We start from the raw sequence: 24,872 nt of genomic DNA, 5'->3' as shown, positions 1-24,872 counted from the left end.
GCGTGGCGCACGGCAGCGCTAGGCGAACTCGGGGGCGGTGACCGGTGCGCCGCCCAGTGCGTCGCGGCGCTGGGGCATCCGCAGGCTGACCATCCGGTGCCAGCCGCTGAACCGCTCGTACGCGTACGTGGCGCGGATGCCGGCGGCGAGCACGGCCGCCTTCGGGGCGGACCAGTGCAGCAGCCGTCCCATGTGGTCCATGACGGCGAGGCTGACGTCCCGGTAGACGCCGATCTCCACGAGCGCGCTCTCGCGGAGCACCCGCTGGATGGTACGGCCGTGCCCCGCGCGGGCGAGGCGCAGCAGTTCCTCGTGGCAGTAGGCGAGGTGGTTGGCCTCGTCGTTGCTGATCATGTGGATGGCCTTGCCGACCTCGGGGTGGTCGCCGAAGTACCTGACGAGCATGTCCATCTGGTCGGCGGCGCGCTGTTCCGTGACGCGGCTGTGGGCGAGATAGACGACGATGTCCTCCTCGCCCAGCGCCTTCTCGCGGCGCAGCTTGTCGTGGGCGAGGCCGATGCCGCGGCGCTCCAGCAGCATCGTGTAGTCGGTCTCGGGCGGGACGGGGACCGGCGGGAGGCCGCGCTTGCGCAGCAGCGCGTTGAAGATCCGGCCGTGCTTGTCCTCGTCGGCGCCGTGCCGGGTGATCTTGGGCGCGAGGTCGCGCATGGCGTCGGGCACCAGGGCCGCGATGCGGGCGTTCTCCCAGCCGCCCTGGGTCTCCCCGCTGGCGGCGATGGAGCAGAACAGCTGGAAGGTGTCGTCGTTGTCGACGATCTCCTGGAACAGGCTGCGGGCAGAGAGCATGAACCGAGTCAAACGCCGGGCGTGGGGACCGGCAACCGATAGGTCGCACTACTCGTCCGAATGAACGAAACGCGGGGATGGACCGCCGCGCGTAACCCCGCGGGCGTCCGGGGCGTTGTTGGCTGTGTCGGCCGTGGCGGGGAAGACCCCCCGAGCCCCCACCACGGCCGCAGACTTCTCCTCTCCGACGCCGCGAGGTCAGGCGAGGCCGGCGAGCTCCATGGCCTCGGTGCCGGCCCGCAGGGCGGCGATCCGCTCGTCCAGGGTGAATCCGGCCGGCGCCAGCGTGAGGGTGGTGACCCCGGCCTCCGCGTAGGCCCGCATCCCGTCCGCGATGCGGGCGACGGGGCCGAGCAGCGTGGTCGAGTCGATCAGCGAGTGCGGGACGGCCTCGGCCGCGCCGGTCTTGTCGCCCGCCAGGTACTTGTCCTGGATCTCGGCGGCTTCCTTCTCGTAGCCCATGCGCTGGGCCAGCTGGTTGTAGAAGTTCTGCTTCCGGCTGCCCATGCCGCCGACGTACAGGGCGGTGTACGGGCGGAACATGTCCGCGAGCGCGGTCACGTCCTCGCCGAGGGCCAGCGGCACGGTCGGGCAGACGTCGAAGCCGTCCATGGTCAGCCCGGCCTTCTCGCGGCCCGCCCGGATGTGGGTGAGCGCGGTGGCCTCCAGGTGCTCGGCGGCCGGGAAGATCAGCAGGGCGCCGTCGGCGATCTCGCCGGTCTGCTCCAGGTTCTTCGGACCGATGGCGGCGATGTACAGCGGGATGTGCTCGCGCTCGGGGTGCACGGTCAGCTTGATCGGCTTGCCCGGGCCGCCCGGCAGCGGCAGGGTCCAGTGCTCGCCCGCGTAGGTGAGGCGCTCGCGGCTCATGGCCTTGCGGACGATCTCCACGTACTCCCGGGTCCGCGCGAGCGGCTTGTCGAACGTGACGCCGTACCAGCCCTCGGAGACCTGCGGGCCGGAGACGCCGAGGCCGAGCCGGAAGCGGCCCTTGGTGAGCGAGTCGAGGGTGGCCGCCGTCATGGCGGTCATCGCGGGCTGCCGGGCCGGGATCTGCATGATCGCCGAGCCGACGTCGATGCGCTCGGTCTGGGCGGCGACCCAGGCGAGCACGGTCGGGGCGTCGGACCCGTAGGCCTCGGCGGCCCAGCAGACGTCGTAGCCCAGGCGGTCGGCCTCCTGGGCGACGGCGAGGTTGTCGGCGTCCATGCCCGCACCCCAGTAACCGAGATTGATGCCGAGCCGCATGTGTCGTCCCCTTACCGGTTTACCGATCAGTAACGTTGGTGCGGGGACTGTAGCGCGCCAGGGCGCTGCGCGTCAGCGCCCCAGTAGTCTCAGCGCTCATGGAGCAGAGGCATCTCGGCCGCACCGGACTGCGCGTTTCCCGGATCGGCCTCGGCACCCTCACCTGGGGCCGCGACACCGGCGAGGAAGCCGCCGCCGAGCAGGTGAAGACCTTCTGGGAGGCGGGCGGCACGCTCGTCGACACGGCCGACGTGTACGGGGGCGGTGAGGCGGAGTACCTCCTCGGGCGGCTGGTGGGCGGACTCGTACCGCGCCGGGACCTGGTGATCGCCACCAAGGCGGGCAGCGTGCCGGACCCGGACCGGCGGTTCGACGGCTCGCGCGGGCACCTGCTCGACGCGCTGGACGCCTCGCTGGACCGGCTCGGCACCGACTACGTCGACCTCTGGCAGGTGCACGCCTTCGATCCGGCGACGCCGCTGGAGGAGACCCTCCAGGCGCTGGACCTGGCGGTGAGCAGCGGCCGCGCCCGGTACGCAGGGGTGTCCAACTACTGCGGCTGGCAGCTGGCGAAGGCGGCGACCTGGCAGCTCGCGGCGCCCGGGGTGCGGACCCGGCTCGCCTCGACGCAGATGGAGTACTCGCTGCTGCAGCGCGGCGTGGAACGGGAGGTGCTGCCGGCCGCGCTGGACCTCGGGGTCGGCCTGCTGCCCTCGTCCCCGCTGGGGCGCGGGGTGCTGACGGGCAAGTACCGGGACGGCGTGCCGGCGGACTCCCGGGGTGCCTCGGACTCCATGGCCGCCTTCGTGGACCCGTACCTCGACGAGGCGGCGGGCCGGATCGTGGACGCGGTGGCGACGGCGGCCCGGGGGCTGGCCGTGACCCCGCTCGAGGTGGCCCTGGCGTGGGTCCGGGACCGGCCGGGGGTGGTCGCGCCGATCGTGGGCGCACGGACGTCGGCGCAGCTCGCGGCGGCACTGTCGGTGGAGGCCCTTAGTCTTCCCGAGGAGATCTGCCGGGCGCTGGACGATGTTTCGGCCCCGGTGCACCGCTACCCCGATCAGGACTGGAGCACGCTGTGAGTACGGACCCTCAGGCCGATACCGCTGCCGCGGAGGACCCGGCCGCCCCGGAGGCCGAGCCGTCCGCAGCGGCGGAAGGCGCGCACGAACCCGGGTCGGGCGAAGCCGAAGCCGAAGCCGACGCGGCGCAATCCGCCGAGCCGGCCGCCGAGGCCCCGGCGGCGCCCGAGCTCAGCGAGGCGCAGGCCGAGTTGGCCGCGCAGAAGGTCGAGCGGGAGCGGATCGCCCGGCGCAAGGCGGAGCGGGAGGCGCCCGTCGAGGCCGGGGCCAAGCTCAGCGGGAAGGCCGCCGATCTGCTGGCCGCCGTACGGGCCGTGGAGAGCGGGGAGAACCCGGCCGTGTACTTCGACGAGGCCCCGGCCGCGCCCCGCAGGCCGGCCCCCGCACCCGCCGAGCCGCGCCCGGCCGCCCCGGCACCGGTGACCGCGGCGGCGCCCTCCGCCGACGCCGTCGAGGGCGTACGGGCCGTCCTGGCCCGCGGTGGCGCCCCCGAGGCCCTGGCCGGGCCCGCCGCGGCGGCCCTCGGCGAGGGAGCCGCCGAGCAGCTCGCCGGGAACCCCTGGCGGCTGCTGTCGGTCGCCTCCGTGCGCCCGACCCAGGCGGACGGCTTCGCCCGGTCCCTGCTGGGCTCCGGGGCCGGTCCCGGGGACGAGCGCCGCACCACCGTCCTGGTGGGCTGGCTGCTGGCCCAGGCCGGGCTGAAGGGGCACACCGCGCTGGAGGCGCCGGTGCTGGAGAAGGCCCTGGCCCAGTACGGCGTACCGGATCCGGCCGAAGCGCTGGAACAGGCCATCGCGGACGGCTCGGTGCTGGTCTTCCACGAGCCCCTCGGGCCGCCGGTCGAGGAGGGCGAGGAGCAGCCCGTACGGCTCCTCGTGGGCCTGGAGGGTGCCGCCATGGCCGAGGAGAGCCTGGCCGACGGCCTGGCCCGGCTGGCCGGCACCTTCGCCGGCACGGCGGACTGGGAGCAGGCCGCCGCGGCCGCGCCGGGCCCGTCCGCCGCCGAACTGATCCGTACGGTCGCGGGTCACGGCCTGGTCGCCCACACCGGCGGCGAGGCCGCACGTGCCGAGGTGTTCGCCCTGGTCGCGGCGGCCCGGGAGCTGGGGCTGCGGGCCTGCCCGGCCACGCACTCGCCCGCCGGCCCGGACTCGGTGACCGTGGCGGGGCTGCTGTCCGGTGCGGAGGGGCCCGGGCGGGACGCGGACGGGCAGTTCGCGCTGGACCTCCTCGTGGTGCTGGACGCGCCGCAGCTGGACGTGGAGACCGCGGCCGCCCTGGTGGAGTCCGTACCGGACGGGGCCCGGCTGGTGCTCTCCGGGGACCCCGGGGTCCTCGGGTCCGCCGGGGCCGGACGGGTGTTCGCCGATGTGCTGACGGCCCGTACGTGCCCCCAGGTGGTCTCCCGCACCCCGGATCCGGGCCCCCTCGGCGAGCTCGTCTCCGGGGTCGGGATCGGCGAGCTGAACCAGGTCGACGCCCCCGGCAAGGAGGTCGTCATCGTCCCCGTGACGGACGCCGGGGAGGCCGTGCACCGGGCCGTGCAGCTGGTGGCCGAGTCGGTGCCGCGGGCCTTCGGGATCCCGGCCGACAGCGTGCAGGTGATCACCCCGGGCCACGGCGGCTCCGCGGGGACGCGGGCGCTGAACGCCGCCCTCAAGGAACGGCTGAACCCCGGTCCCGGCCGGTTCGGCGGCTTCGACCCCGGCGACCGGGTGGTCCACGTGCCGTCCGCCGGGCGGGCGCTCGCGGCCCGGGTGGTGTCGGCCGACGCGGAGGGGCTGCACCTGGACCGGACGGGCGTACGGATCGTCGTACCGAAGGAGCTCGTCGAGTCGCAGGTGCGGCACGGCTGGGCGGTGACGGCGCATCAGGCCGTCGGCACGCGCTGGCCGGCGGTGGTCGTCGTACTGCCGGGTGACGCGGCGCAGGCGCTGTCGCGGGACTGGGTGTACACGGCGTTCGGGCGGGCCGAACGTCACCTGTCGGTGGTGCACGGCGTCGACCAGGCGCTGCCGCACGCGGTGGCCGAGGTGCTGCCGAAGCCGCGTACGACACGGCTGGCGGGCCTGCTGAAGGCGCTCGCGACGGCGGGCGAGCAGGCGCAGTGACTCCCGGCCGTGGCCCCCGCCCTGCGGGGCGGGGGCCACGGATGCCGGGGGGACGGGACGGGGATCAGGCCGGGGTCAGCCCCGGCTCCGCGGTCTCGTCCTCGTCCTCATCCTCGTCTTCGTCCTCGCCGTCTTCCTCGTCGAAGACGGAGCTGACGTCGAACCGGTGCAGCACGTCCTGCGGATCGATGTTCCCGAAGGGCGAGCCCAGCCACTCCCCCGGTTCCGCCATCTCCTCCGAGGCGGCGATCCAGAGCGTGGAGTCACCCTCCTCCAGCCCGAAGTCCTTGAAGCGGGAGGCGATCTCGTCGGGTTCGTACTCCCCGAAGAGGACGCCCAGCGCCTCGGCGGTGCCGCCGTCCTGGACGAACTCGGCGTCCCGGTCGTGCGCGGCGATCCGCTCGGCCTGGGCGATCAGCCGCGGCGGCTCGACGACGGAGTAGTCGCGGCGGATGAGCACGCTGAAGGCGGCGGGCTCGGCGGGGCCGGTGTACGGCACGCCGTCCTCGGGCGTGGGGATCTCGAAGGGGGTGACCTCGTCGTAGCGGTCGTAGAGGAGTTCGTCGTACACCTCGGCCGCGGCGGCGAGTTCGTTGAACGCGGCGTAGACGTCGGGGTCCTCGTCCCCGATCCTGCGCTCGACCGCGGCGAGGTGACGGTCGAGCGCGGCCTTGACCGCCTCGGCGGCGGCGCGTACCTCGGCAACAGTGGGAAGAGCGGCATCAGACATAGAGCAGACGCTATCCGTAGCAGGCCTCTGCCCGCACAATAGATGCGATGCCGGAATACGAATTTGTCGACGTGTACGTGCCCCGCGGTGTCCCTCGCAGCGAGGCGACCCGCCTGTTGACCGACCATGCCGAGTACGGGAACTGGGAACTCGACCGCCTGAGCCTGTACCGGGACGGCAGTCGCCGTGTGCGGCTGCGCCGCCGGATCATCCGCCAGGTCCGCGCGACCTGGTGACGCGGGCCCCGGGGGCGGGGCCCGCGTCGTGAACAGCCGTCAGGCGGCGTTGCGGGCGCGGCGGTAGAGCACGCTGCCGGCCAGCAGCAGGCCGCCCGCGAGCGGGAGACCCGCGGTGAGGACGTCACCGGAGCCGGTGGCGGCGAGACCGTCCGACTGCCCGGCGCCGCCCCCGGTTTGCGTGCCGGTCCCCGGGCCGGGGTGCGTGATCGGGGTGACGGATCCCGTGCCGGGGCTGGCCGGCGTGCCCGGGGTCCCCGTGCCCGGCGTACCGGGGTTGCCCGGATGGCCCGGGGTCTCGCCACCGGGCGTACCGGGAGTGCCCGGGTTTCCGGGAAGCTCACCGCCCGGGGTGCCGGGGTTGCCCGGGTTTCCGGGAGTCCCGCCGCCCGGGTTTCCGGGGTTGCCCGGGTTCCCAGGGGTCTCGCCGCCCGGCGTGCCCGGGTTTCCGGGGTTGCCGGGGGTTCCGCCGCCCGGGTTTCCGGGGTTGCCCGGGTTCCCAGGGGTCTCGCCGCCCGGCGTACCGGGGTGGCCGGGGTTCCCCGGGTGGTCGTCGCACGGTTCGTCGCCGCCGCCCGGGTGTCCGGGGGTTCCGGGGTGACCGGGGTTGCCCGGGTGACCGGGGTTGCCGGGGTGACCGGGGTGGTGCGGCTTGCCGTGGCCGCCGTTGGCGCAGTGGTTCCCGAAGGCCGGATTGAGGCCTCCCACCACCGTGACCGTGTTCCCGCAGGCGTTCACCGGTGCGTCCACGGGCGCCTGCACGTTGTTTCCGGACAGCAGTCCGGGAGAGTTCGCGGCGTGCCCCGTGGCGTGTGAGTCCGCGTGTGCGTAGCCCCCGCCGAGCGCGAGGACACCCCCCGCGGCAGCCATGGTGATCAGGGTCTTCCTGGTGACCTGTGCCGGTCGTCGCATCTGTACTCGTCCCCTGGTGAGTGCGTTTCGGCCGCTCTCGGCGGCCAGGCCGTCCAGGCTCCCCCGCCTGGTACGCCGAAGATGGGAATCCGGGCCGGAAAGCCCGGTGGCCCCGGAGCGCTGGATTGCGCTCCGGGGCCCAAGACCTCAAACGTGTCAGGCGTTGACGCAGGTGTTGCCGAAGGCCGGGTTCAGCAGACCGATCACGGAGACCGAGTTGCCGCAGACGTTCACCGGAATGTGAACCGGAACCTGGACGACGTTGCCGGACAGAACACCGGGGGAGCCGATGGCCGCACCCTGGGCACCCGCGTCGGCGACAGCCAGACCCGCACCCGCGAGAACCAGGCCACCAGTGGCAGCCGCAGCGGCGACAACCTTCTTGATCATTGTTCCTCCTAGTAGGCAATGCGGTCCCAGCCGCGGACCGCACCACCTGTAACGAGGAGGGATCACCAGGGCTACGAGCGTATGAGTGCATTCACTCTTCTCAGTGGAATGCGCACACCTTGCCGAATCTCAGGCGTTGTCGAGGAATCGGTCGAGCACCCGCACGCCGAACTTCAGTCCGTCCACGGGCACGCGCTCGTCCACGCCGTGGAACATCCCGGCGAAGTCCAGCTCCGGCGGCAGCTGGAGCGGCGCGAAGCCGAAGCAGCGGATGCCGAGGTCGTCGAAGGACTTGGCGTCCGTACCGCCCGAGAGCATGTACGGCACCGCGCGCGCGATCGGGTCCTCGGCCTTCAGGGCGCCCTGCATGGCGTCCACCAGGCGGCCGTCGAAGTCGGTCTCCAGCGCCTTGTCGCCGTGCACGTCCTCCCGCTTCACGCGCGGACCGAGGATGCGGTCCAGGTCGGCGAAGAACTCGTCCTCGTAGCCCGGCAGGAAGCGGCCGTCGACGTGGGCCGTCGCCTGCCCGGGGATGACGTTGACCTTGTAGCCGGCGCCGAGCATCGTCGGGGCGGCCGAGTTGCGCAGCGTCGCGCCGACCATCTTGGCGATGCCGCCGAGCTTGGCGAGGGTCTCGTCCATGTTGTCCGGGTCCAGCGGGGTGCCCAGCGCGTCCGAGAGTTCGTCCAGGAAGCTCCGTACGGTCTTGGTCACCCGCACCGGCCACTGGTGGCGGCCGAGCCGCCCCACGGCCTCGCACAGCTCCGTGATGGCGTTGTCGTTGTTGGTCATGGAGCCGTGGCCCGCGGTGCCCTCCACCGTGAGCCGCATCCAGTGCATGCCCTTCTGGGCCGTCTCCACGAGGTAGAGCCGCAGGTTCTCGTTCACCGTGAAGGAGAAGCCGCCGACCTCGCCGATCGCCTCGGTGACGCCCTCGAACAGGCCGGGGTGCTTGTCGACCAGGTGCCGGGCCCCGTAGATGCCGCCCGCCTCCTCGTCCGCGAGGAAGGCCAGCACGATGTCCCGCGGGGGCTTGCGGCCGCTGCGCATCCGGTCGCGGACGACGGCCAGCGTCATCGCGTCCATGTCCTTCATGTCGACGGCGCCGCGGCCCCACAGGCAGCCGTCGGCGATCTCGCCCGCGAACGGGTCGTACGTCCAGTCGGCGGCGTTGGCCGGAACCACGTCGGTGTGCCCGTGGATCAGCAGCGCCGGCCGCGAGGGGTCCTCCCCCTCGATCCGCGCCACGGTCGAGGCGCGCCCCTTGTGCGATTCGAAGATCTGCGGCTCCAGCCCGACCTCGGCGAGCTTCTCGGCGACCCACTCCGCCGCCTTGCGCTCCCCGGGGCCCGAGTGGTCTCCATAGTTGCTGGTGTCGATCCGGATGAGATCCCGGCAGAGGTCGACAACCTCGTCCTCGCCGGAGACGGTCCTGCCCGCGCTCGACTCGCTCACGCTGCTTCCTCCCACTGATCAGTACCGAACACCTCCATCCTCGCGCCCCGGGCCGCTCTCCCCAAGGGCGATCCCCGGCCGTCGGGGGGTGTGATCGAGGACCCCGGAATGTTTGGTAATGTTTTCCACGTCGGAACGGCCCGCGAGGGACGCGAGACAGACACCTTGTCCGGGTGGCGGAATGGCAGACGCGCTAGCTTGAGGTGCTAGTGCCCTTTATCGGGCGTGGGGGTTCAAGTCCCCCCTCGGACACCAGTTGAGAGAACCCCACTTCGTGTGGGGTTCTCTGCGTTTCCCGGACGTTTTCGGGCGCGACATGACGAAGGACCCCGCCGGTGGCGGGGTCCTTCGTCGTACCGGCCCGGGGGTCAGTCGCGACGGGCGGCGATCTCGGCCACCCGGCCGCGGACCAGGAACCAGCCGCCGACCAGGGCGGCCGCGATGGCCGGGAGGAACATGACGGTGGTGCGGCCGACGCCGCCGTCGCACCACATCAGGACCAGGACCGTGACGAGGAAGACCAGGGTCACGATCTGCGTGTACGGGGCCCAGGGCAGGCGGTACGACGGGCGCTCGACCAGCCCGCTCTTCGCGCGGTGCCAGAAGAACAGCGAGCAGATCATGACCATCGCCCAGGTGCCGAGGATGCCGATGGAGGCGAGGTTGAGGACGATCTCGAAGGCCTCGCCCGGCATCCAGGCGTTCAGGCCGACGCCCGCGACGCCGAAGGCGGCGGTGAAGAGGACGCCGCCGTAGGGGACCTTGCCCTTGTTCATGAGGCCGGTGAACTTCGGCGCGGAGCCGGAGACGGCCATCGAGCGCAGGATGCGGCCCGTGGAGTAGAGGCCGGAGTTGAGGCTGGAGAGGGCCGCGGTGAGCACGACCAGGTTCATGACGCCGGCGGCGCCGGGGACGCCCAGCTTGTCGAAGACGGTGACGAAGGGGCTCTGGTCCGAGCTGTACTCCGTGTAGGGCAGGAGGAGCGCGAGGAGGACGACCGAGCCGACGTAGAAGAGGCCCACGCGCCACATGATCGAGTTGATCGCCTTCGGCATGATCTTCTCGGGGTTCTCGGTCTCGCCGGCGGCGACGCCGCAGAGTTCGACGGAGGCGTACGCGAAGACCACGCCCTGCACCACCAGGAGCATCGGGAGCACCCCCGAGGGGAAGATCCCGCCGTTGTCGGTGATGGAGGAGAGGCCCGGGGTGTGGCCGCCGATCTCGTGGCTGGTGGCGACGAGCCAGATGCCGACGATCAGGAAGATCACCAGGGCGGCGACCTTGACCAGCGAGAACCAGAACTCCATCTCACCGAAGTACTTCACCGAGATCAGGTTGGCGGTGAGGACGACGGCGAGGGCGATGAACGCGAGGACCCACTGGGGGACGTCGGTGAACATCGACCAGAAGTGGGCGTAGGTCGCGGCGGCCGTGATGTCGGCCACCGTCGTGGTCGACCAGTTCAGGAAGTACAGCCAGCCGGCCGTGTAGGCGCCCTTCTCCCCCATGAACTCGCGGGCGTAGGAGACGAAGGCACCGGAGGACGGGCGGTACAGGACGAGCTCGCCGAGCGCCCTGACGACGAAGAAGGCGAAGACTCCGCAGACCGCGTAGGCGATCGCGAGGGAGGGTCCCGCACCGGCGAGGCGGCCGCCGGCGCCGAGGAACAGTCCGGTGCCTATCGCTCCGCCGATCGCGATCATGTTGATGTGGCGGGACTTGAGGTCCTTGCTGTAGCCCTCGTCACCGGCGTCGACATGGCGGGAGGACGCCGGGGCCGGAGCCTCGGTCAAGGTGCGGTCACTCAGGTCACTCATGTATGACTTCGCCTTCGTGGGGGTCGGACGGCAGGTCCGTGCCACGGCGCAGGGGAGCTGGGTGGTGTCCCCTGTGTCGCGGTCCGGTGAATTTGTCGCCCCAGGAGACCATGAGGGTCCGCCACCCGCCAAAATCGGCCCCTCGTACGCCGAAGCCCCCGACGACCTTGGAAAGGGGCGTCAGGGGCTTCGTAGGGGCTCGAAAGCGAGGTCAGTCGGCGGTGCTGGCCCCTGCCGCCTGGTCGAGGCGGAAGGCCTCGTTGCCCAGGCCGATACGGGCGTGCACCTCGGGGCGGCGGCGGCGCAGGAGCGCTCCGTAGAGCAGGCCGGCCACGACGGCGGCGCCGATGATGCCGGGCAGGACCCAGCTGAGCGCGGAGCCCTTCCCGGCGCCGACGAGGACGCCGAAGTCCTTGACGGTGTAGGCGGCGATGGCGAGCAGCGCGAGACCGGCGGCGCCGGCCGCGACGAGGCGCCAGACCTGGGCGCCGGCGGTGCCGCGGCGGACGAAGAAGGCGATGACGGCGAAGGAGGCGGCGGCCATGAGGAGGGTCACACCGAGGGCGCCGACGCTGCCCATCCAGGTGAAAAGGTGCAGGACGGGGGCGGTGGGGTCGCCGGCGGGCAGGTCGTCGGTGACGGCGAAGGCGATCACGACGAGGGCGGCGATGCCGGTCTGCAGGAGGGAGCCGGTGCCGGGGGCGCCGGTGCCGGCGTTGGTCCGGCCGAAGGCGGCGGGGAGCAGTCCCTCGCGGCCCATGGCGAAGGCGTAGCGGGCGACCACGTTGTGGAAGCTGAGCATGGCCGCGAACATGCCGGTCACGAAGAGGACGTGCAGGACGTCGGTGAAGGTGGTGCCGAGGCGGCTCTCGGTGAGCTGGAAGAGCAGTCCGGGGCCGGCTTCGGCGGAGGTCTTCACGACCTCGGCGGGGCCGGTGGCGACGGTGAGGGCCCAGGCGCTGAGGGCGAAGAAGAGGGCGACGAAGCCGACGGCGAGGAACATCACCCGGGAGACGACGATGTGCGGCTTGCTGGTCTCCTCGGCGTAGACCGGGGACTGCTCGAAGCCGACGAAGGCGGCGATGCAGAAGCAGAGCGCCGTGCCGAGGCCGGCTCCGCTGAGGGTCTCGGGGTTGAAGGCGTGCAGCGAGAGGCCTTCGGCGCCGGGTTCGGCGAGGGCGGCGAGGTCGAAGGCGACGACGAGGGCGCACTCGATGAGGAGGAGGACCCCGAGGACCTTGGCGTTGAGGTCGATCTTGAGCCAGCCGAGCGCGCCGGTGAGGGCGACGGCCAGCAGGGCCGGTATCCACCAGGAGACCTCGATCTCCAGGTAGGTGGCGAAGAGGCCGGAGATCTCGAAGCCGAGGATGCCGTAGACCCCGCACTGCATGGCGCTGTACGCGACGAGGGCGACGAAGGAGGCACCGGCGCCGGCGGTGGGGCCGAGGCCGCGGGCTATGTACGCGTAGAAGGCGCCGGCGTTGTGGACGTGCCGGCTCATCTCGGCGTAGCCGATGCTGAAGAGCGCGAGGACGGCGCCGAGGATGACGAAGAGCAGCGGCTGGCCGACGATGCCCATGACCCCGAAGGTCGTGGGCATGACACCGGCGACGACCATCAGGGGCGCGCTGGCGGCGAGTACGGACAGGAGCAGGCCGGCGGTGCCGAGGCGGTCGGCGCGCAGGGCGCGGTCCTGGCCCTTGTACGTACGGATCTCTGCCGGGTCCTGGAGCGTGGTGGATCTGCCCGTCGGCATGGCGGCGTCCTTTCGGGGGCGCGGTTCTCTCGGGGGGTCTCTCGGGGGGCGGTTCTCTCGGAGCGCGGTACTTGGGGGCGCGGTTCTTGGGAGGGGCGCTGATCTTCGTTCGGTGTCAGGCGGTGCCGAGCGCGACGCTGCGCGCGGCGAGGAAGGCCTTCTGCGGGTCCCGGTCCGGATAGGACCAGGGCGCGCGGGTGGCGTGGCTGCCGATCCGGTGGAAGAGGGCGGCGGCCTCGGCGGGGCGGCCCTCGCAGAGTTTCGCGTGGGCGAGGAAGTTCAGGTCGACGCGGTTGCGGGGGTGGTCGTCGCGCTCCCACTCCAGCCACCAGTCGAAGGCGGAGCGCAGGACCTGGCGGGCGCGGCGGCCGGCCCAGTGGGCGGCGGCCGTCTCGGGGGTGTGGCCGTGGGTGGCGGCGAGGACCCGGTAGCGCTCGGCGTGCGCGACGACGGGGAGCACGGCGAGCGGGGAGTCGGCCGGGGACTCCTCGGCGGCCCAGGCCGCGAAGTCGTAGACCTCGTGGAGCGGGTCCTGGCCGGAGGCGAGGGCGCGTTCGGCCAGCCGGGCGACCATCAGGTGGTGGGCGTGGTGGTGCTCGCGGTGGCGGGCCCGGACCTGGTCGAAGTGGCGGCTGAACTCCTCCTCGCTGCCGAAGGCGCGGGAGAGGAGGAGCAGCCCGAGCCAGGGGGTGGGGTCGGCGGGGTGCAGGGTGGCGGCCCGGCGGCAGGCTTCCTCGGCGGCGGCGGGGGTGCCCTTGTGGCGCAGGGCGGTGAAGACGGTGGCGCAGGCGAGGAGGGTGGCGGCGTCGGCGCTCTCCGGCTCGGCGAGCAGCCATTCGCGGGCCCAGGCGGTGGCCGCCGGGGTCTGGGCGAGGACGACGACGCGGTGGGCCCGGCGGTCCCAGTCGTCGCCGGTTCCGACGAGGAGGGCGCGGGCCCTGGCCCAGCGGCCCTGGGTGAACTGGGAGCGGACGTCGACGAGTTCGGCGTCGCAGAGGGCCGGGTCGAAGAGCTGGGCTTCCCGCTTGCGGGCGCGGCCGAGGGGCGGCGGAGGCGGGGACATCCGCGGGTTTCCCTCCAGGACGCGGGCGGACGAAGGTCGGCGGCGGCCGGAAACGGGCGCAGGGCGCACGCGAGCGGTTCGGCCTGGTGGTCGGGGGATCGTGCCGGTGAGCGCACCGGTGATCACGCACAGCAAAGCGGTACGCACGCCTCCGAGTCAAGGTCCAGTCCACTGCGTGGCGGGTTTCAACTGCACCGGTGGTCATGCGAGTTGGGCTGGTTGTGCGGGTTCGGGAGTCGCGGGGGCTGCGTCGTAGGGTGACCTCATGACCACCTGCGACGATCTTCCTCCCTACCTGCTGGGATTTCCCGGCCCGCTGCGCGACCAGTTGGTCGCGGCCGTGCTGAGCGGGGCCAAGACCAGCACCACCGGCCTGCTCGCGGAGTACGAGGCCGAGGGCGAGCCGCTGCCGGAGCCGGGCGCCCGCTCCCTGCTCGTCGATTCCGCGGAGCGGGGGGTGGCGGTGGTGGAGGTGACGGCCGTGGAGGTGCTGCGGCTCGGGGACGTCGGGCCGGCGCACGCGCTCGACGAGGGCGAGGGGTTCGCGTCCGTGGCCGAATGGCGTACGGCACACGAGGAGTTCTGGCACAGCGCGCCGGTGCGCGCGGCCGTCGGTGACCCGGGGTTCACGGTCGACGACGACACCCTCGTCATCGCGGAGCGGTTCCGGGTCACCGAGCGGCTGGTCTGACGGAACGGTTCGGCTCCCGCGCGGCGGGCGCCGGCGGGAGCCGGGGTGGTCAGGCGGTCGCCAGGGCCGCGGCGCGGCCCGCCGCGCGCCCCGAGAAGATGCACCCGCCGAGGAACGTCCCCTCCAGGGCCCGGTAGCCGTGGACCCCGCCGCCGCCGAAGCCGGCCGCCTCGCCCGCCGCGTAGAGACCGGGCAGCGGCTCGCCCGCCCCGGTCAGGATGCGCGAGGAGAGGTCGGTCTCCAGGCCGCCCAGCGACTTGCGGGTCAGGATCGAGAGCCGCACCGCGATCAGCGGCCCGGCGGCGGGGTCCAGGATCCGGTGCGGGGCGGCCGTGCGGATCAGCTTGTCGCCGAGGTACCTGCGGGCGCCGTGGATGGCCGTGACCTGGAGGTCCTTGGTGAAGGGGTTGGCGATCTCGCGGTCGCGGGCCACGATCTCGCCCCGGACCGCGGCCTCGTCGAGGAGGTCCTCCTTGGTCACCGCGTTCATCCCGCGGACCAGGGCGGACAGGTCGCGCTCGACGACGAAGTCGGCCCCGTTGTCCATGAAGGCCTTGACCGGGCCGGGGACCGCCTGGCGGGCGCGGGTGATCACGTCGCGGATCGACTTGCCGGTGAGGTCGGGGTTCTGCTCGGAGCCGGAGAGCGCGAACTCCTTGCCGATGATCCGCTGGTTGAGCACGAACCAGGTGTGGTCGTGCCCGGTCTTCATGATGTGGTCGAGGGTTCCGAGGGTGTCGAAGCCGGGGAACAGCGGCACGGGCAGCCGCTTGCCCGTGGCGTCGAGCCACAGCGGGGACGGGCCGGGCAGGATGCGGATGCCGTGCCGGGCCCAGATCGGGTTCCAGTTCTCGATGCCCTCGGTGTAGTGCCACATCCGGTCCTTGTTGATGTGGCTGGCGCCGGCCGCCTCCGCGATGCCCAGCATCAGGCCGTCCACGTGCGCCGGGACCCCGGAGAGCATCCGCCGCGGCGGGGTGCCGAGCCGGGCGGGCCACTGCGCGCGCACCAGGTCGTGGTTGCCGCCGATGCCGCCGCTGGTGACGATCACGGCCTGGGCCCGCAGGGAGAAGGTCCCGGTGGCCTCGCGGCTGCTCGCCGTGCCCCGTTCGGCGCCGGACGGGGCCAGGATCTCGCCCGTGACGGTGTCCACCGCGCCGGCGGTGGCGGAGAGCCCGGTGACCCGGTGGCGGAACCCGAGCCGGACCAGGCCGCGGGCCACGCCGGCCCGGACGCGCCGCTCGAAGGGTGCGACCAGGCCGGGGCCGGTGCCCCAGGTGATGTGGAAGCGGGGGACGGAGTTCCCGTGGCCGTTGGCGTCGTAGCCGCCGCGCTCCGCCCAGCCGACGACGGGGAAGAAGCGGACGCCCTGGGCGTGCAGCCAGGAGCGCTTCTCACCGGCCGCGAAGTCGACGTAGGCCTCGGCCCAGCGGCGCGGCCAGGCGTCCTCCTCGCGGTCGAAGCCGGCGGTGCCCAGCCAGTCCTGGAGCGCGAGCGCGTGACTGTCCTTGATCCGCATCCGGCGCTGCTCGGGCGAGTCCACGAAGAACAGGCCGCCGAAGGACCAGTGCGCCTGGCCGCCGATGGACTGTTCCGGCTCCTGGTCGAGCAGGATGACCTTGCGGCCCGCGTCGACGAGCTCGGCGGTGGCCACGAGGCCCGCGAGCCCGGCTCCGATCACGATCACGTCTGCGTCGTACGTCATGCGGCTACCCGTCCTCCGTCGGTGGTGGGGCAGATCCTTGGCTACGGACCGGTAACCAGTCAACAGGGGTGGTTGGATGAACCGCGTGAGTGCCGCTGATGAAGTACTGGACGTGGTGGACCGGGACGACCGGGTGACCGGGCGGGCCCCGCGGGGCGAGGTGTACGCCCGAGGGCTGATCCACCGCTGCGTGTTCGTGCAGGCGAGGGACGCGCAGGGGCGGATCTTCGTCCACCGGCGCACCGCCTCGAAGCTGGTCTTCCCCTCCCACTACGACATGTTCGTGGGCGGGGTGCTGGGCGCCGGCGAGACCTACGCGCAGGCCGCGCTGCGGGAGGCCGAGGAGGAGCTGGGCGTACGGGGGCTGCCGCAGCCGACGCCGCTGTTCAAGTTCCTGTACGAGGGCCCGGGCGGGGCCTGGTGGTCGTACGTGCACGAGGTGCGGTGCGAGCCGGCCGTGCGGCCGCAGGAGTCCGAGGTCGCGTGGCACGCCTTCCTGACGGCGGACGAGCTGGCCCAGCGGATCACCGGGGGCGAGTGGCCCTGGGTCCCGGACGGGCTGGAGGCACACCGGAGGCTGGAGGAACACCGGCGGCAGGGGGCGTAGCCGCGGCCGGGCGGCGTGGCGGCAGGGTGCGGCCGTGGCGTCCCCGGCCGGTCCCGGGCTCGTGTGCGAGCACCCCGTAGATTGGCCGGGTGATCGACTTCGTCAAGGACGTGCGCCTCTGGTTCGCACCCGCGCTGCTGAAGGACGAGGGCGAGACCCCCGACTACCGCTTCACGCTGGCCAACGAGCGGACCTTCCTGGCCTGGGTCCGGACCGCGCTGGCCCTGGTGGGCGCCGGTTTCGCCGTGGACCAGTTCCTGCCGGACCTGCGCTGGGGGGTGCGGGTCTCGATGGCCGTCGCGCTGCTCGCGGTGGGCGCGGCCTGTGCGCTGCGGGCGGTGAACCACTGGGTGCGGTGCGAGCGGGCGATCCGCCGGGGCGAGGACCTGCCGCTGTCGCGGTTCCCCGTGGTGCTGAGCCTGGGGGTGGGGCTGGTCGCGGTGGCGATGGTGGTGGTCGTGCTGCTGGGCTGGACGCGGAGCCGGTGACCGCCTACGGGGAGACGCGCGACGCCGGGCTCCAGCCGGAGCGGACCCGGCTCGCGTGGCGGCGTACGACGCTGACCTGCTCGGTGGTGGCCGTCCTGGGGATACGGCAGGCCCTGCACGGATCCGGTACGCCGGTGACGGCCGCGGGGGCCGCCGTGATCGCCCTGCTCTGGCTGGCGTTCACGGGGGTGGCGCAGCGGCGGATCCGGGCACTGGCGACGGACCGGCCGCGGGGGCTCGCGCCGCGGGCGGCGCTGGCGGCGGCGGGGTGCACGGTGGCGCTGGCGGCGCTCGCGATGGCGATGGTCCTCTGAGCCCCGGCTCCGGCTCCGGCTCCGGCTCCGGACCAGGTTCCGGCTCCGGCTCCGGACCAGGTTCCGGCTCCGGCCTCTTCTCCGGCCACTGTCCCGCGCTCCCGGCTCCCGGCTCCCGTGTTCGCGGCCGCTCCGGTCGGATGATAGCGGTATCGCGCGCCACTCGGACACAACGGGCGATACCCGGCGATCCGCACTAATCTCGGCCGCATGACGACCCTGCACCACGAACACCCCACGCACCAGCACACGCACGGCTCGGACTGCGGGCACCAGGCGGTTCGGCACGGCGATCACGTCGACTACGCGCACGACGGCCATCTGCACCGGGAGCACTCGGGGCACTGGGACGAGTGCGAGCCCACCGGGCACACCGCGCACGAGGGGCACGACCACGCGCACGGCTCGGACTGCGGGCACGAGGCGGTCCAGCACGGCGATCACGTCGACTACGTGCACGACGGGCACCGGCACGCCGCGCACGACGGGCACTACGACGACCACTGACCGGCGCCCCTGAGGGGCGCCCCTGACCCCTGAAGGGCGCCGCGGACCCGCTCTCCCCCGGCGCGACGACGGCTGGCAGGATGCTGACCGCCCGTCAAAGCGACCCGGGGAGAGCCCAGATGCCCGTCGAAGAGCCGTACCTCGTCCAGCCCGCGCCGGGGGTGTACGCCTACGTCCAGCCGGACGGCGGCTGGTGCCTCAACAACGCCGGCTTCGTGAGCGACGGCGGCCGGACCCTGCTCGTGGACACCGCCGCCACCGAGCGGCGGGCCCTGGCGCTGCGCGACGCGGTCGTGGCGGCCGGCGTGCCGCTCCCCCGCACCGTGGTCAACACCCACCACCACGGCGACCACACCTACGGCAACGGCGTCTTCGCCCCCGAGGCGCTGATCCTCGGGCACGACAGCGCGCGCGCCGAGCAGCTCGCCGCGGGGCACCAGCTGGAGCTGATCTGGCCCGCCACCGACTTCGGCGCGATCGACATCACCGCGCCCGATCTCACGTACAGCGACCGCGCGACCGTGCACGTGGGCGGGACGGAGGTGCAGGTCATCCACCCGGGTGTCGCGCACACCACCGGGGACTCGGTCGTGTGGCTGCCCCGGCAGCGGGTGGTCTTCACCGGGGACCTGGTGTTCGCCGAGGGGACCCCGTTCCTGGCGATGGGCTCCCTCGCCGGCTCCCTGCGGGCGCTGGAGCTGCTGCGCTCACTGGGCGCGGAGACGGTCGTACCGGGCCACGGGCCGCTGACCGACGCCTCGGCCTACGAGGCCACCGAGCGCTACCTGCGGTTCGTGGCCGAACTTGCCCGGGAGGGGCGGGCGAAGGGGCTGTCCCCGCTGGAGGTGGCCCAGCAGGCCGATCTCGGGGAGTTCGGCGCGTGGCGGGAGAGCGAGCGGCTGGTGGCGAACGTGCACCGGGCGTACGCGGAACTGGCCGGCGAGCCGGAGGGCGTGCCGCTGGACATCCTGGCGGTCCTGAGGGACATGACGGTGATGAACGGCGGGACGCCGATCCTGTGTCACGCGTGAGGTGACATCGGCGGGCGGAAGGTCTTCTTTCACCCCGCGCTCTGGACGGCATACCGACTGGTCGGCATGATGGCATTCCGCTGTTCTCACTCCGCACGGAGGTGCGCACCCATGACCTCAGCCCCGGCCGACCCGCGCGGCCTGGATCCGGAGCGGCTGCGCGGTCATCTCGACCGCGTGCGGCCGGGCCTCGTGGCCGGGCCGCTGCGCGGCCGGCTGATCGAAGGCGGCCGCTCGAACCTCACGTACGAGGTCACCGACGGGACCGCCCGCTGGGTGGTGCGCCGGCCGCCGCTGGGCCACGTACTGGCCACCGCGCACGACATGCGGCGCGAGCACCGGGTCATCGAGGCGCTGCACGGCACGGCCGTGCCGGTGCCCGAGCCTGTGCTGCTGTGCGAGGACGAGGCCGTGCTCGGGGCGCCGTTCTACGTCATGGAGTACGTGGACGGGGTGCCGTACCGGACGGCCGGCGAGCTCGCCGCGCTCGGCCCGGAGCGCACCCGGCGGGCGGTGCTGGGCCTGGTGGACACGCTGGTCGAGCTGCACGCGGTGGATCCGGAGGCGGTGGGTCTGGGCGACTTCGGCCGGCCCGAGGGGTTCCTCGACCGGCAGCTGCGCCGCTGGGGCAAGCAGCTCGCGGCCTCCCGGGGGCGCGAGCTCGCCGGGATCGACGCGCTGCACGGCACCCTCGGCCGCACCCTGCCCGTCTCCCCCGCCCCGACGGTCGTGCACGGGGACTTCCGGCTCGACAACGTCCTGATCGGCGGCCCGGACGACACGATCCGGGCGGTGCTGGACTGGGAGATGTCCACGCTCGGGGATCCGCTGACCGACCTCGGGCTGCTCGTGATGTACAGCTCGGACCTGGGCCTGACCGCCTCTCCGGTCAGTACGACGAGCGGCGCTCCCGGTCATCCGTCCCCCGCCGAGCTGGTCGAGCGGTACGCCGCCCGCTCCGGCCGGGACACCGGCGGCATCGCCTGGTACACGGCCTTCGCCTGGTTCAAGCTCGCGGTGATCCTCGAAGGCATCCACTACCGCTACACGCTCGGGCAGACCGTCGGTGGGGGCTTCGACCAGATCGGCGAGCTGGTGCCGGTCTTCATCGAGCACGGACTGACCACCCTCCAGGAACTCCACGAAGGCTGAGGCACGCACCCATGGATTTCGCATTCGACGCCCGGACCGAGGAACTCCGCGAGCAGCTGCTCGCGTTCATGGAGGAGTACGTCTACCCGGCGGAACCCGTCGCCGCCGGGCAGCGCGCACGGCTGGCCTCGCCCTGGGACACCCCGGCCGTCTTCGGTGAACTGAAGGCCGAGGCGCGCCGCCAGGGCCTGTGGAACCTCTTCTTCGTGGACCAGCACGGCCTGCCGGGCGCCGGGCACGGCGCGGGGCTGACGAACCTCCAGTACGCCCCGCTCGCCGAGATCACCGGTCGCAGCCCGCACCTGGCGCCGATGGCGACGAACTGCGCGGCCCCGGACACCGGGAACATGGAGCTGCTCGCGCAGTTCGGCGACGAGGCGCAGAAGAAGCAGTGGCTGGAGCCGCTGCTGGCCGGGGAGATCCGCTCGGCCTTCGCGATGACCGAGCCCGACGTGGCCTCCTCGGACGCCACGAACGTCGAGACGCGGATCGAGCGCGACGGCGACGCGTACGTGGTCACCGGGCGCAAGTGGTTCATCTCCGGGGCCATGAACCCGGACTGCAAGATCTTCATCGTGATGGGCAAGACCGACCCGGACGGCGCCAATCCGCGCCGTCAGCAGTCGATGATCCTGGTCCCGCGCGACACCCCCGGGGTCGAGGTGCGGCGCGCCATGACGGTCTACGGGTACGAGGACCACGACCACGGCGGCCACGCCGAGGTGGTCTTCGACGGGGCGCGGGTCCCGGCGGCGAACCTGATCGGCGAGGAGGGCAGCGGCTTCGCCATCGCCCAGGCCCGGCTCGGGCCGGGCCGCATCCACCACTGCATGCGGCTGATCGGCATGGCGGAGCGGGCGATCGAGCTGATGTGCCGGCGCGCGGTGGACCGTACCGCCTTCGGCAAGCCGCTGGCCGCCCAGGGCGTCGTACAGAACTGGATCGCCGACGCCCGGGTCACGGTGGAGCAGTTGCGGCTGCTGGTGCTGAAGACGGCCTGGCTGATGGACACGGTCGGGAACCGGGGCGCGCACACCGAGATCCAGGCGATCAAGATCGCGACCCCGCGGGCGGTCGTACGGATCCTGGACGACGCGGTGCAGTTGCACGGCGCGGGCGGGGTGAGCCAGGACTTCCCGCTGGCCGAACTGTGGGCGGCGGCGCGGACGCTGCGGCTGGCCGACGGGCCGGACGAGGTCCACCAGCGGTCGCTGGCGCGGCGGGAGCTGAAGCGCCACATGTAGGGACCCGGCGCAGAGCTCCTGGATGCGGATGACCTCACGGCGATCCGCCGTGCCTGGCCCGGCACGCTGATCGCCGACCCAGCGCTCTCCCGTGAGGAGGTCGTGGCCGACGGCGGGGGGCGGCGCGGCGAACTGCTGCCGGCCGCGGGCGCCGATCTGGTCTGGTCGCTCTGGGCCGGGGCTTCCTCGCCCACCCCGACCTCATGGAGCGGCTGCGCACGGGCGAGCCGCTCAACGAGCTCCGCCCGGAGATCCTGATGTACGTACAGGGGGCGGAGGGCTACACCGACGATCCCGTCCTGGAGCGGTGACCCGTCAGGGGCGCAGCGCGCGCAGCAGCAGGTCGGCGAGGTGATCGGCGACCTGCTGCGGGGTGAGGGGGCCGTCCGCCCGGTACCAGGTGGACAGGTGGTGCACGGAGCCGAAGTGGTAGTCGACGACCAGGTCGGCGGGGGTGGCGCTGGAGAACACGCCCGTGCGCTGACCCTCCTCGACCAGTGCGCGGAAGCGTTCGTGGTAGCGCCGGCGCTCCGCCCGGACCTGCTTGAACTTCTCGGGGCTGAGCTGGTGCATCGACCGGAAGAAGATCATCGCGTCGTCGAGGTTCTCGATGGTCGTGACGACCACGTCGGCGGCGGCCGCCCGCAGCCGTTCCTCGACGGGCGCGTCGGAATCCGCCACCGCGTCGAGCCGCTGCTGCTGCAGGCGCAGCATCCGCGCGTACACCTCGTGCAGCAGGTCGTCCTTGGACCCGAAGTAATGGTAGAGCGCGCCCTTGGTGACGCCGGCCGCCTCGACGATCTCCTGGACGGAGGTGCGGTCGTAGCCGCGCTCGGCGAACAGCCGGGTGGCGACGGCCAGCAGCCGCTGCGGTACCGGGGCTTCGTGCGTGCCTGCGGGCTCCGTGGTCCTGGCCGCCATGGCGCTGACCTTCCCTTCCTGATTCCTGCCTGGTCACTGCGACCAGCTGTACGACCGTCCGACTGTTTTCAGCCGCGATCGCGCAGTTCCCGTCGCAGGATCTTGCCACTGGTCGTCTTCGGAAGGACAGGCAGGATCTCCACCCGGCGCGGGTATTTGTACGCGGCGATGCGCGCGGCGCAGTAGGCGGACAGTTCCTCGGGCTCGGCCGAGGCCCCGGGGCGCAGGCTCACATAGGCCTTGACGCTCTCCCCGCGGTAGGGATCGGGGACGCCGACCACGGCGGCTTCGCGTACGGCGGGGTGGGTGTACAGCACGTCCTCGACCTCCCGCGGCCAGACCTTGAAACCGGACGCGTTGATCATGTCCTTCTTGCGGTCGACGACGTAGAGCCAGCCGTCGGGGTCCATGAACCCGACGTCCCCCGTGCGCAGTTCACCGCCGGGGAAGGCCTGGGCCGATTCGGCGGGCAGCCCCCAGTAGCCGGGCACGACCTGGGGGCCGCGGACGGCTATCTCACCGGTCTCGCCGAAGGGGACCTCGCCGCCCTGCTCGTCGAGGATGCGGACGACGGTGTCGGCGCCGGGCAGGCCCACGGAGAGGGTGCCGGAGGCCTGGTCGACGGGGGCTTCGAGGTGGACGGGCACGCTGGCGCAGGGGGCGGTGCACTCGGTCAGGCCGTAGCCGTTGCGGAGGTAGAAGCCGAAGGCGGTGCGCAGGCGTTCGACGAGGGCGGGCGGGAGCGGGGCGCCGCCGGAGGAGATCACCTGGAAGGAGGCGAAGTGGTCGGGGGTGACCGCGGGGTGGGCGGCGAGGGCCATGAAGGCGGTGGCCGGGCCGACGGTGTAGGCGGGGCGGTGTTCGAGGAAGGCGTCGAGGACGGTTCCCGCCTCGAAGCGGTGGGCGAGGACCAGGGTGCCGGCGTTGGTGAAGCAGGCGGCGAGCTCGCAGACCATGCCGGTGATGTGGAAGAGGGGCGCGAGGGCGAAGTAGGTGGCGCCCTCGGGCAGGGGGTGGGAGGTGACCTGCCGTACGGCGTTGTACGTGAGCGCGCCGTGCGGGTTCATGGCGCCCTTGGGGGTGCCGCTGGTGCCGGAGGTGTAGCTGATGAGGGCGGTGTCGGCGGCGGTGAGCCGCGGGTCCTCCGGTGCGGGGCGCCTGCCGCGGGCCACGGTGAGGAGGTCGGCGGTGTGCCCTCCGGGCAGGGGGGCGGGTACGGGGGCGGGTACGGCGGGGCGGACGCGTCCGGGTCGGGCCGCGGGCCGAAGACGCGCGGGTCGTTGCGCGTCTGGAAGTCCAGGTCCGAGGCGGTCAGGACGGTCCGTACGGCGCTGTCCCGCGCGGCCTCGGCCAGGTACGCCGGCCACGCGCGGCCGTCGCAGACCAGCGCGGCGGCCCCCGAGTCGCGCAGGACGTGCCGGACCTCGCCCGACTTGTACATCGGGTTGAGCGGGACGACGACGGCCCCGGCCTTCCAGGCGGCGAGGACGGCCAGCACGAAGTGCGGGGTGTTCTGCAGCATGACCGCGACCCGGTCCCCGCGGCGCACGCCGCGCGCCGCGAGGTGACCGGCGACGGAGTCGGAGAGCGCGTCGGCCTCCGCGTAGCCGATCCGGCCGTCGAAGTAGGCGAGCGCGGTGCGCTCCGGGGCCCGGGCGGCGGCCGCGCGGAAGGCGTGCAGCACGGTGGGCGGCGGCGCGACGGGCTCCCGCTGGGCCGGTGCGAGCAGCCCGAGCCAGGGCCTGGCGGCGTGCGAGGAGGTCACCGGATCTCCCATTTCTGCTGGAGGTGGTTCATGCCGCTCAGCCAGCGGTCCGGCTCGGTGGCGCGGGCGGCGTAGAAGTCGGCGACCTCGGGGTGCGGGAGGATCAAGAACCGGCCCTTCTCCATGCCGTCGAACAGTGCGTCCGCGACCGCTTCCGGCTCGATCGCGGTCGGCGCCAGGACGAGTTCGCCCGCCGAGCCCGCGGCGGTCAGCATGTCGGTGCGCACCCCTTGTGGGCAGATCGCGTGGACCTGGACACCGCGGTGGCGGTAGGTCAGCGAGAGCCATTCGGCGAAGGCGAGCGCACCGTGCTTGGTGACACTGTACGGGGCCGCTCCGATCATGGTCAGCAGTCCGGCGGCGGAGACGGTGGACACGAAGCGGCCGGTGCTCCGCTCCAGCCAGTCCGGCAGCAGCAGCCTGGCGGCGCGGACGTGGGCCATGACATTGGTGTCCCAGGCCGCTTCCCAGACGGCCTCGTCGGCGAACGCGTCGCCGCCCGAGGCGAGTCCGGCGTTGGCGCAGTAGACGTCGACCGTCCCGCCGAGGGCCTCGCGGGCCTCGGACACGATCTCCGAGGCATCGCCCGGCACGGGGATCGCCCGGGCCCCGATCGTGCCCGCCACCGCGGCGGCCTTGGCCGGGTCGAGGTCGTTGACCACCACCGTTGCGCCCTCGGCCGCGAAGCGGTGCGCGAGGGCGGCGCCGATGCCGCCGCCCGCGCCGGTGACGACGACTCGCTGGTCCTGGTACGCGTTCACGGGGATCACCTTTCGTGCGGCCGGGGGCCGGAGGCCGGAGGCCGAGTGCCGAATGTCCGATGCGGACGGCGGCAGACTA

The 24,872-nt window shown here is 72.9% G+C and carries 23 protein-coding genes, 1 tRNA gene and 1 pseudogene; 12 read left to right on the top strand and 13 right to left on the bottom strand.

Going from position 1 to position 24,872, the window contains the following annotated elements:
• Positions 1-18: 18 nt before the first annotated feature.
• Together ACZ4VT_RS26455 and ACZ4VT_RS26450 are read right to left on the bottom strand one after the other, a co-directional pair.
• Entirely contained in the window at positions 19-807 is a 789-nt protein-coding gene (locus tag ACZ4VT_RS26455) for a ferritin-like domain-containing protein (protein WP_467953238.1), read from the bottom strand.
• A gap of 198 nt (positions 808-1,005) precedes the next feature.
• A complete protein-coding gene (locus ACZ4VT_RS26450) occupies positions 1,006-2,055 on the bottom strand; it encodes an LLM class F420-dependent oxidoreductase (protein ID WP_467953236.1) in 1,050 nt (349 codons plus the stop codon).
• Positions 2,056-2,153: 98 nt separating this feature from the next.
• Here ACZ4VT_RS26450 and ACZ4VT_RS26445 point away from each other — a divergent pair, with 98 nt between their 5' ends.
• Together ACZ4VT_RS26445 and ACZ4VT_RS26440 are read left to right on the top strand one after the other, a co-directional pair.
• Complete coding sequence (locus tag ACZ4VT_RS26445) at positions 2,154-3,137, top strand: aldo/keto reductase (RefSeq protein ID WP_467953234.1); 984 nt, start codon at positions 2,154-2,156, stop codon at positions 3,135-3,137.
• Complete coding sequence (locus ACZ4VT_RS26440; protein WP_467953261.1) at positions 3,122-5,248, top strand: ATP-dependent DNA helicase; 2,127 nt, start codon at positions 3,122-3,124, stop codon at positions 5,246-5,248. The genes ACZ4VT_RS26445 and ACZ4VT_RS26440 overlap by 16 nt, the downstream gene beginning before the upstream one ends.
• Before the next feature lie 64 nt (positions 5,249-5,312).
• Here the strand turns inward: ACZ4VT_RS26440 and ACZ4VT_RS26435 are convergent, their stop codons facing one another.
• Positions 5,313-5,978 carry a hypothetical protein gene (locus ACZ4VT_RS26435; protein ID WP_467953233.1) on the bottom strand — a complete coding sequence of 222 codons (666 nt, stop codon included), beginning with the start codon at positions 5,976-5,978 and terminating at the stop codon, positions 5,313-5,315.
• 47 nt (positions 5,979-6,025) lie between these two features.
• Between ACZ4VT_RS26435 and ACZ4VT_RS26430 the strand changes: the two genes are divergently transcribed.
• Positions 6,026-6,214: a DUF5703 family protein gene (locus ACZ4VT_RS26430; RefSeq protein ID WP_030388705.1), complete on the top strand. Its 189-nt coding sequence runs from the start codon at positions 6,026-6,028 to the stop codon at positions 6,212-6,214.
• A 39-nt stretch (positions 6,215-6,253) separates the two neighbouring features.
• Here the strand turns inward: ACZ4VT_RS26430 and ACZ4VT_RS26425 are convergent, their stop codons facing one another.
• From ACZ4VT_RS26425 to ACZ4VT_RS26415, 3 genes are all read right to left on the bottom strand, one after another.
• Positions 6,254-7,126 carry a chaplin gene (locus ACZ4VT_RS26425; protein WP_467953231.1) on the bottom strand — a complete coding sequence of 291 codons (873 nt, stop codon included), beginning with the start codon at positions 7,124-7,126 and terminating at the stop codon, positions 6,254-6,256.
• A gap of 156 nt (positions 7,127-7,282) precedes the next feature.
• Complete coding sequence (chpH, locus tag ACZ4VT_RS26420) at positions 7,283-7,516, bottom strand: chaplin ChpH (RefSeq protein ID WP_030720343.1); 234 nt, start codon at positions 7,514-7,516, stop codon at positions 7,283-7,285.
• A 129-nt stretch (positions 7,517-7,645) separates the two neighbouring features.
• The gene (locus ACZ4VT_RS26415) at positions 7,646-8,971 is read right to left on the bottom strand and encodes a M20/M25/M40 family metallo-hydrolase (RefSeq protein ID WP_030720340.1); all 1,326 of its coding nucleotides are present in this window, start codon (positions 8,969-8,971) and stop codon (positions 7,646-7,648) included.
• Between the two features lie 167 nt (positions 8,972-9,138).
• On the opposite strand from ACZ4VT_RS26415, the gene ACZ4VT_RS26410 reads away from it, so the two are divergent.
• Positions 9,139-9,226: transfer RNA gene (locus tag ACZ4VT_RS26410), tRNA-Leu, on the top strand.
• Positions 9,227-9,339: 113 nt separating this feature from the next.
• Here the strand turns inward: ACZ4VT_RS26410 and ACZ4VT_RS26405 are convergent.
• The 3 genes from ACZ4VT_RS26405 to ACZ4VT_RS26395 all read right to left on the bottom strand — a co-directional run bounded on the left by ACZ4VT_RS26405 (position 9,340) and on the right by ACZ4VT_RS26395 (position 13,607).
• Positions 9,340-10,779, bottom strand: a complete 1,440-nt coding sequence (locus ACZ4VT_RS26405) for an amino acid permease (RefSeq protein WP_467953259.1) — start codon at positions 10,777-10,779, stop codon at positions 9,340-9,342.
• 220 nt (positions 10,780-10,999) lie between these two features.
• Positions 11,000-12,544, bottom strand: a complete 1,545-nt coding sequence (locus ACZ4VT_RS26400; RefSeq protein ID WP_467953229.1) for an APC family permease — start codon at positions 12,542-12,544, stop codon at positions 11,000-11,002.
• Between the two features lie 115 nt (positions 12,545-12,659).
• The gene (locus ACZ4VT_RS26395; RefSeq protein WP_467953227.1) at positions 12,660-13,607 is read right to left on the bottom strand and encodes a hypothetical protein; all 948 of its coding nucleotides are present in this window, start codon (positions 13,605-13,607) and stop codon (positions 12,660-12,662) included.
• Positions 13,608-13,872: 265 nt separating this feature from the next.
• On the opposite strand from ACZ4VT_RS26395, the gene ACZ4VT_RS26390 reads away from it, so the two are divergent.
• On the top strand, positions 13,873-14,298 hold the full coding sequence (locus ACZ4VT_RS26390; RefSeq protein ID WP_467953225.1) for an ASCH domain-containing protein: 426 nt from the start codon (positions 13,873-13,875) through the stop codon (positions 14,296-14,298).
• Positions 14,299-14,347: 49 nt separating this feature from the next.
• Here the strand turns inward: ACZ4VT_RS26390 and ACZ4VT_RS26385 are convergent, their stop codons facing one another.
• On the bottom strand, positions 14,348-16,003 hold the full coding sequence (locus ACZ4VT_RS26385; protein WP_467953223.1) for an FAD-binding dehydrogenase: 1,656 nt from the start codon (positions 16,001-16,003) through the stop codon (positions 14,348-14,350).
• 85 nt (positions 16,004-16,088) lie between these two features.
• Here ACZ4VT_RS26385 and ACZ4VT_RS26380 point away from each other — a divergent pair, with 85 nt between their 5' ends.
• From ACZ4VT_RS26380 to ACZ4VT_RS26350, 7 genes are all read left to right on the top strand, one after another.
• Positions 16,089-16,610, top strand: coding sequence for an NUDIX hydrolase (locus ACZ4VT_RS26380; protein WP_467953221.1), 522 nt, complete (start codon positions 16,089-16,091; stop codon positions 16,608-16,610).
• An 89-nt stretch (positions 16,611-16,699) separates the two neighbouring features.
• A complete protein-coding gene (locus ACZ4VT_RS26375; protein WP_467953219.1) occupies positions 16,700-17,098 on the top strand; it encodes a YidH family protein in 399 nt (132 codons plus the stop codon).
• A complete protein-coding gene (locus ACZ4VT_RS26370) occupies positions 17,095-17,412 on the top strand; it encodes a DUF202 domain-containing protein (protein ID WP_467953217.1) in 318 nt (105 codons plus the stop codon). Before ACZ4VT_RS26375 ends, ACZ4VT_RS26370 begins: the two co-directional genes overlap by 4 nt.
• Positions 17,413-17,622: 210 nt before the next feature.
• Positions 17,623-17,919 (top strand): hypothetical protein, encoded by a 297-nt coding sequence (locus tag ACZ4VT_RS26365; RefSeq protein ID WP_362806491.1) that lies wholly within the window; start codon positions 17,623-17,625, stop codon positions 17,917-17,919.
• Between the two features lie 119 nt (positions 17,920-18,038).
• On the top strand, positions 18,039-18,950 hold the full coding sequence (locus ACZ4VT_RS26360) for an MBL fold metallo-hydrolase (RefSeq protein ID WP_467953215.1): 912 nt from the start codon (positions 18,039-18,041) through the stop codon (positions 18,948-18,950).
• Between the two features lie 111 nt (positions 18,951-19,061).
• Positions 19,062-20,102 (top strand): phosphotransferase family protein, encoded by a 1,041-nt coding sequence (locus ACZ4VT_RS26355; protein WP_467953213.1) that lies wholly within the window; start codon positions 19,062-19,064, stop codon positions 20,100-20,102.
• Between the two features lie 11 nt (positions 20,103-20,113).
• Positions 20,114-21,346, top strand: a complete 1,233-nt coding sequence (locus tag ACZ4VT_RS26350; RefSeq protein WP_467953211.1) for an acyl-CoA dehydrogenase family protein — start codon at positions 20,114-20,116, stop codon at positions 21,344-21,346.
• A gap of 315 nt (positions 21,347-21,661) precedes the next feature.
• Here the strand turns inward: ACZ4VT_RS26350 and ACZ4VT_RS26345 are convergent, their stop codons facing one another.
• The 3 genes and pseudogenes from ACZ4VT_RS26345 to ACZ4VT_RS26335 form a co-directional block, all read right to left on the bottom strand.
• The gene (locus ACZ4VT_RS26345; RefSeq protein ID WP_189973680.1) at positions 21,662-22,267 is read right to left on the bottom strand and encodes a TetR/AcrR family transcriptional regulator; all 606 of its coding nucleotides are present in this window, start codon (positions 22,265-22,267) and stop codon (positions 21,662-21,664) included.
• A gap of 68 nt (positions 22,268-22,335) precedes the next feature.
• A pseudogene (locus ACZ4VT_RS26340) lies at positions 22,336-24,044 on the bottom strand (class I adenylate-forming enzyme family protein).
• Complete coding sequence (locus tag ACZ4VT_RS26335) at positions 24,029-24,802, bottom strand: SDR family oxidoreductase (RefSeq protein ID WP_467953209.1); 774 nt, start codon at positions 24,800-24,802, stop codon at positions 24,029-24,031. The pseudogene ACZ4VT_RS26340 and the gene ACZ4VT_RS26335 overlap by 16 nt, the downstream one beginning before the upstream one ends.
• Positions 24,803-24,872: the final 70 nt, after the last annotated feature.

Source organism: Streptomyces sp. NPDC029164 (genome assembly GCF_055563995.1).
Note: the sequence above shows the minus strand (reverse complement) of the source record. Positions and strands in the feature narration are given on the sequence as shown.